15 protein-coding genes, 1 tRNA gene and 1 pseudogene are annotated in these 15,037 nt (G+C 63.2%); 8 read left to right on the plus strand and 9 right to left on the minus strand.

Translation table 11 applies throughout. The annotated features are described in order from the left end of the window. Window positions 1-161 precede the first annotated feature (161 nt). A tRNA-Asn gene (locus LWF01_RS06375) sits at window positions 162-234 on the plus strand. A gap of 498 nt (window positions 235-732) precedes the next feature. Here the strand turns inward: LWF01_RS06375 and LWF01_RS06380 are convergent. Beyond that, window positions 733-1,023, minus strand: a pseudogene (locus tag LWF01_RS06380) (Hsp20/alpha crystallin family protein); the annotation flags it as partial. 109 nt (window positions 1,024-1,132) lie between these two features. Between LWF01_RS06380 and LWF01_RS06385 the strand changes: the two are divergent. The 3 genes from LWF01_RS06385 (at window position 1,133) to LWF01_RS06395 (ending at window position 2,484) form a co-directional block, all read left to right on the plus strand. Further along, on the plus strand, window positions 1,133-1,444 hold the full coding sequence (locus LWF01_RS06385; protein ID WP_349640204.1) for a MerR family transcriptional regulator: 312 nt from the start codon (window positions 1,133-1,135) through the stop codon (window positions 1,442-1,444). Further along, window positions 1,444-1,587 carry a hypothetical protein gene (locus LWF01_RS06390; RefSeq protein WP_349640205.1) on the plus strand — a complete coding sequence of 48 codons (144 nt, stop codon included), beginning with the start codon at window positions 1,444-1,446 and terminating at the stop codon, window positions 1,585-1,587. Before LWF01_RS06385 ends, LWF01_RS06390 begins: the two co-directional genes overlap by 1 nt. Window positions 1,588-1,704: 117 nt before the next feature. Beyond that, a complete protein-coding gene (locus LWF01_RS06395; RefSeq protein WP_349640206.1) occupies window positions 1,705-2,484 on the plus strand; it encodes a pentapeptide repeat-containing protein in 780 nt (259 codons plus the stop codon). Window positions 2,485-2,497: 13 nt separating this feature from the next. Here LWF01_RS06395 and LWF01_RS06400 read toward each other — a convergent pair whose 3' ends face one another. After that, window positions 2,498-3,058: a helix-turn-helix domain-containing protein gene (locus LWF01_RS06400; RefSeq protein WP_349640207.1), complete on the minus strand. Its 561-nt coding sequence runs from the start codon at window positions 3,056-3,058 to the stop codon at window positions 2,498-2,500. 67 nt (window positions 3,059-3,125) lie between these two features. Here LWF01_RS06400 and LWF01_RS06405 point away from each other — a divergent pair, with 67 nt between their 5' ends. The 4 genes from LWF01_RS06405 (at window position 3,126) to LWF01_RS06420 (ending at window position 6,785) form a co-directional block, all read left to right on the plus strand. Next, window positions 3,126-3,797: an AzlC family ABC transporter permease gene (locus LWF01_RS06405; protein WP_349640208.1), complete on the plus strand. Its 672-nt coding sequence runs from the start codon at window positions 3,126-3,128 to the stop codon at window positions 3,795-3,797. Then, window positions 3,797-4,120, plus strand: coding sequence for an AzlD domain-containing protein (locus LWF01_RS06410; protein WP_349640209.1), 324 nt, complete (start codon window positions 3,797-3,799; stop codon window positions 4,118-4,120). The genes LWF01_RS06405 and LWF01_RS06410 overlap by 1 nt, the downstream gene beginning before the upstream one ends. A gap of 149 nt (window positions 4,121-4,269) precedes the next feature. Beyond that, the gene (locus tag LWF01_RS06415; protein WP_349640210.1) at window positions 4,270-4,686 is read left to right on the plus strand and encodes a MarR family winged helix-turn-helix transcriptional regulator; all 417 of its coding nucleotides are present in this window, start codon (window positions 4,270-4,272) and stop codon (window positions 4,684-4,686) included. Next, complete coding sequence (locus LWF01_RS06420; protein WP_349640211.1) at window positions 4,686-6,785, plus strand: MFS transporter; 2,100 nt, start codon at window positions 4,686-4,688, stop codon at window positions 6,783-6,785. The genes LWF01_RS06415 and LWF01_RS06420 overlap by 1 nt, the downstream gene beginning before the upstream one ends. Before the next feature lie 22 nt (window positions 6,786-6,807). Here LWF01_RS06420 and LWF01_RS06425 read toward each other — a convergent pair whose 3' ends face one another. The 7 genes from LWF01_RS06425 to kdpF all read right to left on the minus strand — a co-directional run bounded on the left by LWF01_RS06425 (window position 6,808) and on the right by kdpF (window position 15,026). Further along, window positions 6,808-7,179, minus strand: coding sequence for a glyoxalase superfamily protein (locus LWF01_RS06425; protein WP_349640212.1), 372 nt, complete (start codon window positions 7,177-7,179; stop codon window positions 6,808-6,810). A gap of 105 nt (window positions 7,180-7,284) precedes the next feature. Next, window positions 7,285-7,971: a response regulator gene (locus LWF01_RS06430; RefSeq protein ID WP_349640213.1), complete on the minus strand. Its 687-nt coding sequence runs from the start codon at window positions 7,969-7,971 to the stop codon at window positions 7,285-7,287. Further along, the gene (locus tag LWF01_RS06435) at window positions 7,968-10,487 is read right to left on the minus strand and encodes a DUF4118 domain-containing protein (RefSeq protein ID WP_349640214.1); all 2,520 of its coding nucleotides are present in this window, start codon (window positions 10,485-10,487) and stop codon (window positions 7,968-7,970) included. Before LWF01_RS06435 ends, LWF01_RS06430 begins: the two co-directional genes overlap by 4 nt. A 3-nt stretch (window positions 10,488-10,490) precedes the next feature. After that, window positions 10,491-11,099, minus strand: coding sequence for a potassium-transporting ATPase subunit KdpC (kdpC, locus tag LWF01_RS06440; protein WP_349640215.1), 609 nt, complete (start codon window positions 11,097-11,099; stop codon window positions 10,491-10,493). A 26-nt stretch (window positions 11,100-11,125) separates the two neighbouring features. Next, window positions 11,126-13,261: a potassium-transporting ATPase subunit KdpB gene (kdpB, locus tag LWF01_RS06445; RefSeq protein WP_349640216.1), complete on the minus strand. Its 2,136-nt coding sequence runs from the start codon at window positions 13,259-13,261 to the stop codon at window positions 11,126-11,128. Between the two features lie 2 nt (window positions 13,262-13,263). Next, on the minus strand, window positions 13,264-14,937 hold the full coding sequence (gene kdpA / locus LWF01_RS06450; protein WP_349640217.1) for a potassium-transporting ATPase subunit KdpA: 1,674 nt from the start codon (window positions 14,935-14,937) through the stop codon (window positions 13,264-13,266). Beyond that, complete coding sequence (kdpF, locus tag LWF01_RS06455; RefSeq protein ID WP_349640218.1) at window positions 14,937-15,026, minus strand: K(+)-transporting ATPase subunit F; 90 nt, start codon at window positions 15,024-15,026, stop codon at window positions 14,937-14,939. The genes kdpA and kdpF overlap by 1 nt, the downstream gene beginning before the upstream one ends. Between the last annotated feature and the right edge of the window lie 11 nt (window positions 15,027-15,037).

Here is a 15,037-nt window from a genome sequence, read left to right on the forward strand (position 1 = left end):
ACCCCTGGCGCCAGCTACCTCTGGGTGAAAATCCGTACTACTTGAAGGTCTTGACATTCTCGCGGCGAGCGGCTAATGGCGTCTCGCTTTGTGGCACCATCACCCGGCGGGGCCGCGATTTCGCCGCAGCATTAATCTTTGCTAGTGTTTTCTCTGCGTGATCCCCTGTAGCTCAGTTGGCAGAGCATTCGACTGTTAATCGAAGGGTCGCTGGTTCGAGCCCAGCCGGGGGAGCAGTAGAAGGGCCTCTGACCTGCAGGAATGCAGGTCAGAGGCCCTTCATCTTTCGGGTGTGCATCCGGCGCCCGGGCCCGCCGTCGGTATCCGTCGCCGTCGCCGAATATGAAGTGCTCCGCGTGTGCGACTGCCTTTTTAAAACCATCGTTTCGTAGCGCAACCTGGACCTCATCGGCCTGCACGCCCAGGTCGATGTACTGCGTGTACCCGGGGCGAAGAATCCAGACACCCTCGGCCGGCGGCAGGTAGAACACAGCGAAGGACCGATGGCCCTCCTGGTCTTCCCATACCGGAACCACCGCGACCGCGGCACCGGTGTCGACGTTGATCCATTGCGCGCGGGGCCGCGGCTGATCCTCGTCGGGCACCGCCGGATCGAGGAACGGTGCCGAACCCTTACCCCAGTGCTGTTCATAGCGCTGGTGGAAGATTGGAAACAGGGTCGCGTCGTACCGGCGCCAGCTCGTCATGACCTCACCTCCTTCGTGGATAGCACGTGTCACCCAGGATCAGCTGACGGCTGAAGCTGCCTCGCGGCCGCTCGGCGGCGATCATCTCGGTCCGGTCGTCCGGTGTCGCCTTTCGTTCGGCCCGTACGGTGAGTACATTGCGCTCCACGTCCAGGTCGATTGAGTCCGGGTCCGCGCCAGGCAGGTCGAACTCGACCACGAAGTCTTCGCCATCACGCCAGGCGTCCATGGGCATCGCTGTGGGGTGGGCTACCGTTCCGAAGACCTGCTGGCTCAGCCGGTCGAGCTCCCGGAACGGATCGGTTCGCATCAACATGGTGACCTCCAGTATCAGTTCCTCACATCAGCCGATGTGCATTGGCTGATGTAGATATTTTATAGCAGCCATGGCAGACTGTGACAAGGGGCAGATGGAGGGAAAATTGATGACCAAGAAGATGGTTGGCCAATCCGCGGCCGTGTATGGGATATCCGTTGCCGCAGAGCTTGTCGGCCTCGGGCAGCAGACCCTTCGGCAGTATGAAAACAAGGGCCTGATAGAGCCGGAACGCACGGCAGGCGGTACCCGCCGTTACAGCGACCTGGACCTGGTCCGACTGCGCCGGATAGCCGAGCTGCTGGCCTGCGGTTTGAACCTCGCCGGAATCCGAATGGTACTGGGCCTGGAAGCGGCCAATCTCAAGCTTCGTCGCGAACTGAAAGATGCCAGGCAATTATCAGCCAAAGGAGACGAGTGATGAGCAGGAGCCCAGAAGACGATCCGGACAGTGAGCCGCCGGGTGCCGAACTGGTGATTCCGGACGACGTCGACGAGGCAGATATTCTTGAACAGGCTGCTCCGGTGCCCGAGGGCGAAGAGGAAGACTATCCGCATGGTTAAAGCAGTGAGACGAGGCGTTTGCAGTTGAGCGGCAAGGACCCGCAATCGAGGTTTACCAGTGCCTCGAATCCGCTCGAGCTGCGGGCGGACTGCGCCAACTGCTTCGGACTGTGCTGTGTGGCTTTGCCTTTTCAAGCCTCGGCCGACTTCGCGATCACCAAGGATGCGGGCACTCCATGCCACAATCTGCAATCAGACTTCGGCTGTGGCATCCACATGCGTCTTAGGGACGAAGGGTTCCAGGGCTGCACTGTTTTCGATTGCTTCGGCGCCGGGCAAAAGACAGCGCAGGTCACCTTCGGCGGCGAGGACTGGCGCCGGGCTCCGCAAACCGCGACCCAGATGTTCAGCGTGTTCGGCGTGATGCGACAACTGCACGAGTTGCTCTGGTACCTGACCGAAGCGCTGTCGCTGCTTCCTGCGCGCACGCTCCATGGTGAGCTTCGCAGGTCGATGGACGAGACCGAACGCCTGACATTTCTCAGTGCCGACGAACTCCAGCTGCTGGACCTGCCGGCGCATCGTGAAACGGTGAACTCCCTGTTGCTGCGCACAAGCGAACTCGTCCGGGCGACTGCCAGGAGCCGATCGGCGAAGGGTGCCCCGCGGCAGAAAAAGAACCTCAGGGGCGCCGACCTGATGGGTGCCGCCCTGAAGGGGGCAGACCTCAGGGGCGGCAATCTTCGAGGCGCTTACCTGATCGCGGCGGATCTCAGCGGAGCAGATCTGCGAATGGCAGACTTGATCGGCGCCGATTTTCGCGATGCGGACCTTAGTGGGGCGGACCTCTCGGAGAGCTTCTTCGTCACCCAGCCGCAGCTCAATGCGGCAAAGGGAGATGCCGCCACGAAGCTGCCGCCATCCCTGATGCGTCCGACGCACTGGACCGCTGCCTAGTGGCACTGCCCGATCAGACGTGTTCCGAGACCAGAATCGCAACCGTCTCGGATTCCAGCGCATTGAAGACGTGCGGCTCATCTCCCGGGTACGCGATGTAATCGCCCGGCCGTAGTTCGACTGCTTCGCCAACTATGCCGACGGTTGCTCGCCCGGTGCTAAGGATCACGTGCTCGACAACTCCGGGCAGGTGAGGAGCAGAATCGCGCGGTGCCCCGGGCTGCGCGGACACCAGGTAGATATCGCGGCGGGCATTGGGTGGACAGGACGCCAGTAGCGTCGCAGCGTAGTGGGCGTGCTCGGCGGTGAGCTGCGGACCGTCTCCAGCTCGGATCACCTGCACCCGTGGGCGTGCGGGCTCGACCAGTCGGGAGAATGGGACCTCTAGTGTGACGCTTAGGGCCCACAGTGTCTCCACGCTGGGATTTCCAGTAGCTGATTCGAGCTGGGAAAGGGTGGATTTTGCGATGCCAGCCCGGCGGGCGACTTCGGTCAGGGAGAGTCCGACGCGTCGGCGCTCGCGCTGGAGGCTGGCGGCGATGACGTCAAGCGGCGGGCCGTTCTGCGGCTTCATTCGTTTTCTCCAGAAGTCGGTTCGTTCGGTTTGACGAACACGGGCGGTGATGTTCATTATAAACGACATGAGTTCTTTATGGCGAACACTTGACGGACGGCTGCGCCGGGATATTGCGCTCGTCTGCCTCGCCGACGCCCTGGTCGGCGTCTCGTACGGGGCAATCGCGGTAGATGCGGGCTTTGAGTTCTGGCTGGTGCTTGCGTTGAGTGTGCTCGTGCTGGCCGGCTCGGCCGAATTCCTGTTCGTCGGGCTCATTGCCGCCGGCGGAAGTCCGATAGCGGCGATGTTTGCCGGGCTGCTGGTCAATGCCCGCCATCTTCCGTTCGGGCTGGCGGTCCATGATGTCATCGGCCGCGGCTGGCGGCGGGTTCTCGGCAGCCACCTGATGAACGATGAAAGTGTTGTCTTTGCGCTCGGCGAGCGCATGTTCGAAAGCAAACGGGCGGCCTATTGGGCGTGTGGCCTCGGTATTCTGATCTGCTGGCCGGTTGGCGCAATGATCGGAGCTTTTGTCGGAGGGATTGTCGGCGACACCGATGCGTATGGGCTGGACGCGATGTTCCCGGCGGTTCTCTTGGCGTTGATCTTTCCGTCGTTACGCAACCGGAGTACCCGGCGGGTTGCACTGTTTGGAGGCGTGATCGCGCTGCTGGCCACCCCGGTTCTGCCGGCCGGCTTGCCGGTCCTGCTGGCGCTGTTCGGCCTGGTCTTCAGGAAGAAAAGGGCGGCGGAATGATGAGCAGCTCGCCAATATTGGTCGTTGCCGTGCTGATTCTGGCGGCCGGAACCTTCGCGTTTCGCTACGCAGGCCCGGCGCTTCGAAGTCGTCGCCCGGTATCGCCCCGGATGCAGAAGGTGCTGGAGGGTGCCCCTGTGGTGCTGCTCTTCGCGGTGCTTTCTACCGCCGCGTTGACTGCGGATGGCGACTTCTCGGGCTTTGCCCGGCCCGCCGGTGTACTTGTCGCGGGAGTATTCGCCTGGCGACGGGCGCCATTCGTCGTAATTGTCCTGGCCGCTGCCCTCACCACTGCCGGGCTCCGGCTGCTAGGGGTTCCCTGACAATTATCCTCCGATCATGCTAGGTACCGTCAGCCACTGCGCCGCCAGTTTATATAGTTGACCTATTCAACACGGTTCTCTATAGTTGCCGAGGGCAACTATCTTGGGGATGCATCATTTCGGTAGAACAACGCACGGCGTCAGAGCTCGTGCACCACATTCTTGACCTGCAGCGGACTCTGCGCAGCGTGAACGCGGCGCGGCTATCGGATCTCGGCGTGGCGCTGGAAGGCGTACTGCGGTACGTGGGGGAGGGCGGCGAATCCCGCGCGAGCGCTGTCGCTGCGCGGCTGGGGGTCGGCGCCCCGGCACTGAGCCGTCAGATCGCTGATCTCGAAGAGCGCGGCCTGGTTGTGCGCAGGCCGGATCCGGCGGACGGCCGCGCGCACCTGCTTTCGCTGTCGGAGACAGGGCGGGGTTATCTGGCCGAGGTCGAACGTCGCCGGGCGGAGACGATCCAGGAGTTGCTTGCAGGGTGGAGTGAGTCCGAGGTCTCGGCCGCAGCGACAAGTATCGAGCATCTCAGTGCGGCACTGCGTGCCGCACTGGAAACAGGAGTGAAGTAATGGCGAACCACGTCACATCCGGGTCGGCTCCGAAGGGTGCCACAGCAGACGAGCCGGAAGCACCGATGACGCACCGCCAGGTCCTCGAGGCGCTGACCGGCTTGCTGGCGGCACTGTTCACCGCGATTCTGAGCAGCACGATCGTGGCCAACGCACTGCCCACGATCATGTCGGAACTTAAGGGCACACAGACCGATTTCGCCTGGGTAATCACCGCATCGCTGCTTGCCAATGCCGCAACGACCCCGATCTGGGGCAAGCTGGCTGACCTGTTCAACAAGAAGGTCCTGGTGCAGCTCAGCATCGTCATCTTCGTGGGTGGTTCGGTCCTGGCCGGGCTGTCCGACTCGATCCCCATGCTACTCACCGCGCGGGTGATTCAGGGCGTGGCGATGGGTGGTTTGACTGCTCTGGCCCAGGCCGTGATCGGCACCATGATTCCGCCCCGGGAACGGGGACGGTATTCCGGCTACATGGGCGCGGTGATGGCGGTCGCCACCGCTGGCGGTCCGCTGCTTGGCGGGTTCATCGTCGACAGCTCTCTGGGATGGCGCTGGACGTTCTTCGTGTGTGTGCCGCTTGCCGTCGTCGCCCTGATCCTGCTTCAACTCACCCTGAAGCTGAAGCACGTCCGTCGTCCGGCGAAAATCGACTGGCTGGGGTCACTCCTGCTGACCGCCGGTGTCAGCCTGCTGCTGATCTGGGTCTCCTTCGCAGGCAAAGACGAGTACTACGACTGGATATCGCATGAATCACTCTTGATGGTTGGCGGCAGCGTCGTACTACTGCTCCTGCTGCTCCTGGTTGAGGCAAAGGTGTCGCACCCGATCATTCCGCTGAAGATCATCAGTCAGCGGACCACTGCTCTGGCGATTATCGCGTCCATTGCTGTTGGCGTGGCGATGTTTGCCTCATCGAGCTACCTCGGCCAGTATTACCAGCTCGCCCGGGGCGCCACGCCCACCGAGGCCGGCCTGCTCACGATGCCAATGATCGCGGGGAACCTGATCGGGGCGGTCGTCTCCGGGCAGCTGGTCAGCAGGTTCGGCAAATGGAAGCGCTTCCTGGTGATGGGTTCGGTGCTGCTGATCGCCGGACTTGGTTTCGCCGGGACCATCGATCACGCCACCCATATGTGGCTGGTCGGGCTGTACACCTTCGTCTTCGGACTCGGGCTTGGCCTGCTGATGCAGAACCTGGTCCTTGCCGTGCAGAATACAGTTGCGGTCAAGGACATCGGCTCTGCCAGCGCGTCAGTTGCGTTCTTCCGATCTGTCGGCGGCGCTGTCGGGGTCTCCGTACTTGGCGCAATTCTTGGCACCCACGTCAGCGACCTGACCACAACAGGGCTCAACGACGCCGGTATCCCTGCGTCGGCCGCCGCTTCAGGATCCGGAGCGTCGATGGACCTGGGTGGTCTGCCTGACCCGATCGCGGAGATAGTCCGGGCAGCCTATGGTGACGGCACGGCTTTGATCTTCTCGATCACCGCGGGCGTTGCCGTGCTCGCGTTCATCTCTGTGCTGTTCATCAAGGAGCAGGCGTTGCGCCGGACCATCGACATCCGCCCGGACGCCGAGCACTCGCCGGCCGACGCAGCGACCTCGCCGGCCGACGCCGAGCCGGCCGACGCCGAGCTGGCCGACGCAGCGACTTCGCCGACAGATCCCGAGCCGGAGAACGATCTGGATCGCGAATTCGCCGATGTGCTTAGCGGACGTGCCGGGGCGGGGGAGAGCCGGCAGTTCCGGATGGAGCCTGAACGGCGGGCCGCGCTCCGCAACGAGGACCTATCGGAGTCTGCTCAGCGGGCCGAGGCCGATGCGCAGCTGGAACTGGCCACCCAGCTGCAGGCGACCCAACGCCTGCTCGGGGCGCAGCAGCTGCAATTGAGCGAAGCCTTGCATGCCGTGGGTGAACAGGCTGCCCAGCAGCGGGACATCGCGGAACGACAAGCAAAGACTGCCGAGCGGTTGACGGCGCTGGAAGCCGACCTTGCCCGGGAGCGGCAGCTGCAACAGGCGGCAGCGCACTATCTGGCCTCGCGGCAGTCCGAACTGCAGTCCGAACTGCAGACCGAACTGCAGGCCGAGCAGTAGCCGGCCCACACCCTGCGTTAGCTCAGGAGCGCGCCGGAAGCTCCTGCAGTGCCCAGGAATTGCCGTCCGGATCCTCGAAGTAGACGAAGCGACCCCAGGGCTGTTCGTCGACTGGGCTGGCGTCGACCCCATTGTCAATCAGGTGCTTGTGCGCGTCATCCGCATTCGGCACGACGATCTGCACGCCCTTCTGCGAGCCTGGTGCCATCTCAGTGATGCCGGTGCCGAGCACGATCGAACAGGCCGAGCCGGGAGGGGTTAGCTGGATGAAGCGAAGCTGGTCGTCCACCTGATGGTCATGGTCGGCGTTGAAGCCGACCTGATCGACATAGAACGCCTTCGCCCGGTCCGGGTCGCTGACCGGAATGGCGACGAGTTCGATCTTCCAGTCCATTGTGGATTCTCCCTTGTCAGATGTGACGACGCCGGCGTTGGCGTCGCTGCAGCCAAATCTATCCCGGGAATCAGGTCGCACCGAGTCCTAATGGCCGATCGGTTTTCAGGCTGGTTCGGGAACGAAGCGGTAGCCCATACCGGCCTCAGTCAGAATGTGCTTCGGCTGGGACGGATCCGGTTCAAGCTTCTTGCGGAGCTGACCGACGTAGAGCCGGAGATAGCCGGTGTCGCGCGAATGATGCGGTCCCCAAACCTTGGTCAGCAAGGTCTGCTGGGTGACTAGCCGATTCGGGTTCTCCAGCAAGACCTCGAGCAGTCGCCACTCGGTCGGCGTCAACCGGATGCTCTGCCGGTCAGACACTCGCGAGACCTGCTTTGCCGGCAGGTCCACGCTGACATCCGCGAATGAAATCTCCGGCGTGCCGGCGGAGGACGGCACCCTGCGGGTCAGCGCACGGATCCGGGCAAGAAGCTCCTCGGTTGAGAATGGCTTCGTCACATAATCATCGGCTCCGGCATCGAGCGCGCGTACCTTGTCTGCTGAATCGAGCCGCCCGGAAACGACGAGTATCGGCACCTGGCTCCATCCCCGAAGCCCTTCGATAACTTCAATTCCGTCCAGTTTGGGCATGCCGAGGTCGAGAACGAGTAGGTCCGGGTGCTCGTCGACCGTTTTCCGAATCGCTGCGGCTCCGTCATCGGCAGTCACGACTGTGTAGTCGTAGGCACCGAGCGTAATGCGCAGCGCACGAAGGATTTGCGGATCGTCATCCGCCACCAGGATCTTCACGGTGCGTCCGTATCCTCGTTCAACCGGCGTCCTTCATGGTCGGGACTTGCGACCGGAAGTGAAACGACCATCGTGAGGCCTCCGCCGGGAGTGCTTTCCACATCCAGTTTTCCGCCCATTCCCTCCGTGAGACCCTTGGCCAGGGCCAACCCGAGGCCAAGCCCGGCAGTGTTGTCCGTATCCCCGAGTCGCTGGAACGGCACGAAAATCTCGCCGCGGCGCTGGATCGGGATGCCCGGACCAAAGTCTATGACGCGAATCTGCACTGTATCCGCCAACTCGCTCACCGCGATGACCACTCTGCTGTCGTCCGGGGAGAAGCGGCAGGCATTCGCGAGCAGATTCACCAGCACTCGCTGGAGCAGCACCTCATCGGCGAGAACTGGTTTGAGGACCGCCGGAATCTCGATGCTGACATTCGCCGGACCCAAGTCTAATTCTTCGAGTGCGGGCAGAATGACGTCCTCGACGCTTATGTCGGAAACGCTTACCGCAAGGGCGCCCGCCTGCAGCCGGCTGACATCAAGCAGATTCGTCACCAGCGCGGAGAGCGTATTCAGGCTGTCTTCCGCGGTATTGAGCAGCTCTGCGCGGTCGGTTTCCGACCAGGTGACATCCGGTGCCTTCAGCCCAGTGACGGCGGCCGTCGCCGCGGTGAGTGGACGGCGCAGATCGTGGCCGACGGCCGCGAGCAGTGCGCTTCGGACCCGGTCGGCCTCGGCGAGCGGGCCTATTTCTTTGGCGGCCTCGGACAGATCACGGAACTCAAGCGCTACCTCAACCTGGGCGACGATCACCGAAAGCAAACGCCGATCAGCGGCGGCCAGATCGTTGCCATACAGCTCAAGCCACGCGCCACCACCGACCGGAAAGACGCTCGGTGAGTACACGGGGACGGGGTCGCCGTCCGTATAGAGGGGTTCGCCGTCCGCGACCAGGCGCACGCAATGCTGGTCGAAAGCTTCGCGAATCCGGCTGGTCAGTGCCTGCAGCGCGTCGCCACCGCGGAGCACGTTCCCGGCAACCGTTGCCAGTAGCTCTGACTCCGCCGCGGCCCGCTGGGCCCGACGGCTCCGGCGCGCCGATTTGTCCACGACATAGCTGACCAGTAGGGCATTGACGATGTAGAAGATCAGCGCGAGCAGGTGCGAGGGCTCGCCGACAGTTACCGTGTACAGCGGGTCGATGAAGAAAAAGTCAAGGGTGAGCCCGGATAGCAGCGCAGCAAACAGTGCGGGCCAGATGCCGCCAAGCAGCGCGACAAGGATGACGAGCAGCTGATAGCTCAGCACATCGCTGGTTATCGTGTCGGCTGTCCGCAGCGTGGCCAGAAGCCAGGTCAGCAGCGGTCCGCCGATCAGAGCAAGCGCGAATCCCAGGATCCGCCGCCGCAGGGTCAGCGCACCGCCGGGCGGCAACAGGACGAAGCGGCCACCCGCCTTGGCGTGAGTCACGATATGAACATCGATATCGCCGGATTCCCGGATCACAGTCGCGCCGATTCCCGGGCCGCTGAGCAGTGCGACAAGCCGTGGCCGTCTACTCACTCCGATCACCAGCTGCGTAGCGTTCATTGCCTTGGCGAACTCGACCAGCGCGCGCGGAACATCGCTCCCGACCACCTGGTGATAGCTGCCGCCGAGCTTCTCAACCAGGCTGCGTTGGCTGCTCAGCTCGCCCGGGTGGCCGTCGCGCAGACCGTCGGGGCTTGTGACGTGGACAGCGACAAGGTTGCCGCCGCCAGATCTGGCGGCGATCCTCGCGCCGCGACGTAGCAGCGTCCGGCCTTCCGGACCGCCGGTCAGTGCGACGACCACCCGCTCCCGCGCTTCCCATTTGTCGCTGATCCCGTGTTCGGTCCGGTATCTGGTCAGCGCGCTGTCGACCTCGTCCGCGAGCCAGAGCAGGGCGAGCTCGCGCAGGGCGGTGAGGTTTCCCAGCCGGAAATAGTTGGACAGGGCGGCATCGACCCGGGTTGCCGGATAGACAAGCCCCTCGGTCAGCCGGACTTGCAGCGCCTGAGGTGCGAGGTCGATGAGCTCGATCTGATCAGCCTGGCGAAGAACCTCGTCGGGGATGGTTTCCTGCTGGGCCACGCCGGTGATCTGCTGAACGACGTCATTGAGCGATTCGATGTGCTGAATGTTCACTGTGGACATTACGTTGATGCCGGCATCCAGCAGCCTCAGCGCGTCCTGCCAGCGCTTGTCGTTGTCGAGGCCAGCAACGTTGGTGTGCGCCAGTTCGTCGAGCAGGGCGAACTCGGGCTTTCGTGCGATGACTGCCGCGAGGTCCAGCTCTGTCAGTTCCACATCGCGATACGCGACAGTGAGCCGCGGAATGACCTCCAGTCCTTCAGCCATCGCGGAGGTGGCGGCGCGGCCATGTGACTCCATCACCGCGACGACAACGTCTTTGCCTTCGGCCTGCAGACGCCGGCCCTCCTCGAGCATCGTGTAAGTCTTGCCTACCCCGGGCGCCGCGCCGAGGAATACCCGAAGTTGTCCACGCGTCATGTTCTAAGTGTCCAACTCCGCCAGCGCGATATTCAATCTGACCACGTTGACTGTCGGTTCACCGAGGAAGCCGGCGTCTCGACCCTGCACGAACGAGCGGACGAGGTTTTCGACATCGGCGTTCTCTAGGTCGCGCTCCGCGGCCACCCGCGGCGCCTGAAGCAGCGCATAGGCCGGGCTGATGTGTGGATCGAGCCCGGACGACGACGCGGTGAGGGCATCTGCGGGAATTTCCTGCGGATCGACGTTCTCGATTTTCGCTATGGCCTGTCTGCGCTGCTCGATCAGTTCGACGAGCTCGGGGTTCTCCGGCCCGAGGTTGCTGCCCATAGAGGCGCCGGAGTCGTAGCCGTCGCCGGCCGCGGAGGGCCTCGACTGGAACCACTCTGGTAACGCCTTCCCTGAGTCATCCGTGAATGACTGTCCGATCAGGGCTGAACCAGCCGTCCGGCCATTGAGATCGACAACACTGCCGTTGGCCTGGGCGTTCAGGACGCCCTGCCCTACGCCCGACACGATCAGCGGATAGGCGATGCCAAGTACGCCGATGAGGATTAGCATGGCCCGGATGGCAACGCCGTACTGCCGGGCAACCGTGTGATGACTATGCATCGTGTATTCCTATTCTTCGATGGGTTTTAGAAGCCGGGGATCAGACTGATCAACAGATCGATGACCTTAATGCCGATGAATGGCAGGACCAGCCCGCCGAGGCCATAAACGAGCAGGTTCCGGCTAAGGATGCTCGATGCCGCCCCAGCCCGGTATTTCACGCCGTGCAGGGCGAGCGGGATCAGCAGGACGATGATCAGGGCGTTGAAGATGACCGCGGAGAGTATCGCGGAGGCGGGGGAGTGTAATCCCATGAAGTTCAGCGCCGCCAGACCTGGAAACACGCCGACAAACATCGCAGGAATGATGGCGAAGTACTTTGCCACGTCGTTGGCGATGGAGAAAGTGGTCAGCGCGCCGCGGGTGATCAGCAGCTGCTTCCCGATCCGCACGATGTCGATCAGCTTGGCCGGATCGGAATCGAGATCGACCATGTTGCCCGCCTCTTTGGCTGCAGACGTGCCACTGTTCATCGCTACGCCGACGTCGGCCAGGGCCAACGCTGGTGCGTCGTTGGTACCGTCGCCGGTCATTGCGACCAAGTTCCCGCCTTCCTGCTCTTGCCGGATCAGCCGCATCTTGTCCTCCGGCGTCGCCTCCGCCAGGAAGTCGTCCACCCCGGCCTCCGCAGCGATCGCCTTTGCGGTTAGCGGATTGTCGCCGGTGATCATCACGGTCCGGATGCCCATCCTGCGCAGCTCGAGAAACCGCTCAGGCAGGCCGTCCTTGACCACATCCTTGAGGTAGACGACGCCAAGAATCCGACCCTCGCCGGAAGCGCTCTTCGTCGCAACCACGAGCGGCGTTCCGCCGAGCAGCGAAATGCGTTCCACTTCCGCGCCGACCTCGGTCAGGATGTGGCTGTCGACATCCGCCCATTCGATTACCGCCGAGCTCGCGCCCTTTCGCACGCTGGAGCCGTCAGGAAAGTTCAAACCGCTCATCCGAGTCTGGGCGGTGAATGGAACGAATTCGCCAACATCCAACCCGGCATCGCGGAAACCGTTCCGCTCTGCGAGCGCGACGATGGACTTTCCTTCCGGAGTGGGGTCGCTCAGCGAAGACAGCGCCGCCTGGCGGCTGAGCTCGACTGTCTCGGTCTGGCCGACCGCGGTGAATTCCGCGGCTCGCCGGTTGCCGTAGGTAATCGTTCCGGTCTTGTCCAGAAGCAGCGTCGTCACGTCACCCGCAGCCTCGACAGCGCGACCTGACATTGCGAGCACGTTCCGCTGCACCAGCCTGTCCATGCCGGCAATTCCGATGGCGGAGAGCAGCGCGCCGATGGTGGTCGGGATCAGGCACACCAACAGGGCGACCAGGACTGTCAGGCTGACGGTTGCGCCTGAGAATGCTGCGATCGGGTTGAGCGTAAGTACGACGACCACGAAAACTATGGACAGTGTCGCCAGCAGGATGTTGAGCGCGATCTCGTTCGGTGTCTTCTGCCGCGCTGCCCCTTCGACCAGCCGGATCATCCGGTCGACGAACGACTCGCCGGGCTGGCTGGTAACTCGGACAACGATCCGGTCGGAGAGTACGCGCGTGCCGCCGGTGACCGCCGAGCGGTCGCCGCCCGATTCGCGAATCACCGGTGCCGACTCGCCGGTGATGGCCGATTCATCGACCGAGGCGATGCCTGAGATTACATCGCCATCCGCGGGAATGGATTCTCCAGCGGCGACCACGACGACATCACCCAAGTCGAGTTCTGCCGAGGGCACCGGGCTGATGCCGGAGCCGATCGCGGAAGGATTCCGCTGAGCGTCATATGAATCCACCCGGTTGGCCACTGTGCCCTCCTGGCTGCGGCGCAGACTTGCGGCCTGGGCTTTGCCTCGGCCTTCCGCCACCGACTCGGCAAGGTTGGCGAAGAGCACGGTTAGCCAGAGCCAGACCGCGATCAGCCAATTGAAGGCAGCGCCGCCGGATCGTTCCTGGCCGAGGAACGGCTCGGCGATGGCGACGACAGTGATGAGCGCCGCGCCGACCTCGACGACGAACATCACCGGGGTCCGCCACATCAGACGCGGATCGAGCTTCCGCAAGGCGCCGGGGAGTGCGGCGGCCAGCTGGGCAGGGCGAAAAGCCGCCCGTTGCGACGATCGCGGCGTCGGGCCATCGGGAGGGAGCGTCGCGGTCTTTGGGTTCTCGAGAATCGACATGTTTACTGCAGTCCTTCTGCTAACGGGCCCAGAGCCAGTACTGGGAAAAAGGTGAGTGCGGTGACCAGGACGGTGACACCGCACAGCATCGACACGGCCTGCGCTCGATGAGTGGGTAGGGTGCCAACGGTCACCGGCACCTTGCCCTGCGCGGCAAAAGAACCGGCCAGAGCGAGGACGAACACCATTGGCAGGAAGCGGCCGACCAGCATTGCGATGCCGAGTGCCGTGTTGAACCACGGTGTATCCGCGGTCAGGCCGGCGAAGGCTGAACCGTTGTTGTTGGCGGCCGAGGTGAAGGCGTACAGCACTTCAGAGAAGCCGTGGATTCCCGGGTTCGCAATCGACGTGCTCTCCACATCCTGCCGGATCGCCGGGATGCCGAAGCTCAGCGCAGTCCCGGCCAGCACGAGTGTCGGCATGGTCAGAATGTAGAGGCACGCCAGCTTTATTTCGCGGGACCCGATCTTCTTGCCCAGGTATTCCGGCGTCCGTCCGACGAGAAGTCCCGCGATGAATACGGTGACGATCGCGAGGATCAACATGCCGTAGAGGCCGGAGCCGACACCGCCGGGAGCCACTTCTCCCAGCATCATATTCAGCATCGGCATCATGCCGCCGACGGCCGTGTAGCTGTCGTGCATCGAGTTCACCGCACCGGTGGAGGTCAGCGTGCTCGTGGTTGCGAACAGGGTTGATCCAGGGATTCCAAATCGGGCTTCCTTACCTTCCATCGCTCCACCGGCTGCCTCAGGTCCTGTTCCGGCGCCATTCAGCTCGATGATGGTCAGAAGGCTGAGAGAGACCAGGTAAATCGTCGCCATCGCGGCGAGAATTGCGTATCCCTGGCGCTTGTCGCCGACTATAGTTCCGAAGGTTCGCGGCAGGCTGAACGGAATTGCCAGCATTAGCACCACCTCGAACAGATTGATCCAGGCGGTGGGGTTCTCGAACGGATGCGAGGAGTTCGCATTGAAAAAGCCGCCACCGTTGGTGCCAAGCAGCTTGATGACTTCCTGGGAGGCAACGGGGCCGCCCGGGACGCTCTGAGTCCCGCCGCTTACGGTGTCGAGCGTCGTGAAGCCGTTGAAGTTCTGGATGACGCCGCCGGCAATCAGAACCACGGCGCCGATCACGGCCAAAGGCAACAGCAGCCGGAGCGTGCCGCGGGTAAGATCCACCCAGAAGTTCCCGACCACGCCCTTCCTGCGATAGGCGAATCCGCGCACCAGCGTCATCGCCACGGCGATGCCGACCGCGGCAGAGACGAAGTTCTGCACGGTGAGCCCGACGAGCTGGACTGTGTAGCCCATGGTCTGCTCGGGGGAGTACGACTGCCAGTTCGTGTTGGCGACGAACGACGCTGCGGTGTTGAACGCCAGGCCTTCGGGCACGGACGGCAGCCCGAGCGCATAGGGCAGGAGCGGCTGAGCCCGCTGCAATAGGTAGAGGACCAGGAGGCCCGTCACCGAGAAGGCCAGCACCCCGCGCAGGTATGAGCGCCAAGACTGCTCCGACTCATGGTCAACGCCGATCAGCCGGTAGAAGCCACGCTCGACCGCGAGGTGCTTTCGGCCTGTGTAAACGGTAGCCATATAGTCGCCGAGTGGCCGGTATACGGCGGCGAGAATTGTGGCGACGGCGAGAAACGATGCGATTGCGAACCAGATCTGCATCAGAAGCGCTCCGGTTTCAGCAGGGCGATAACCAGATACACGATTGTGGCCACGCCCAATGCAGCGGCAAGAATGTCGAAGACGATCACAGTTTTTCGAC

The sequence above is a fragment of the Saxibacter everestensis genome (genome assembly GCF_025787225.1).
In the GTDB taxonomy this organism is placed as follows: Bacteria; Actinomycetota; Actinomycetes; order Actinomycetales; family Brevibacteriaceae; genus Saxibacter; species Saxibacter everestensis.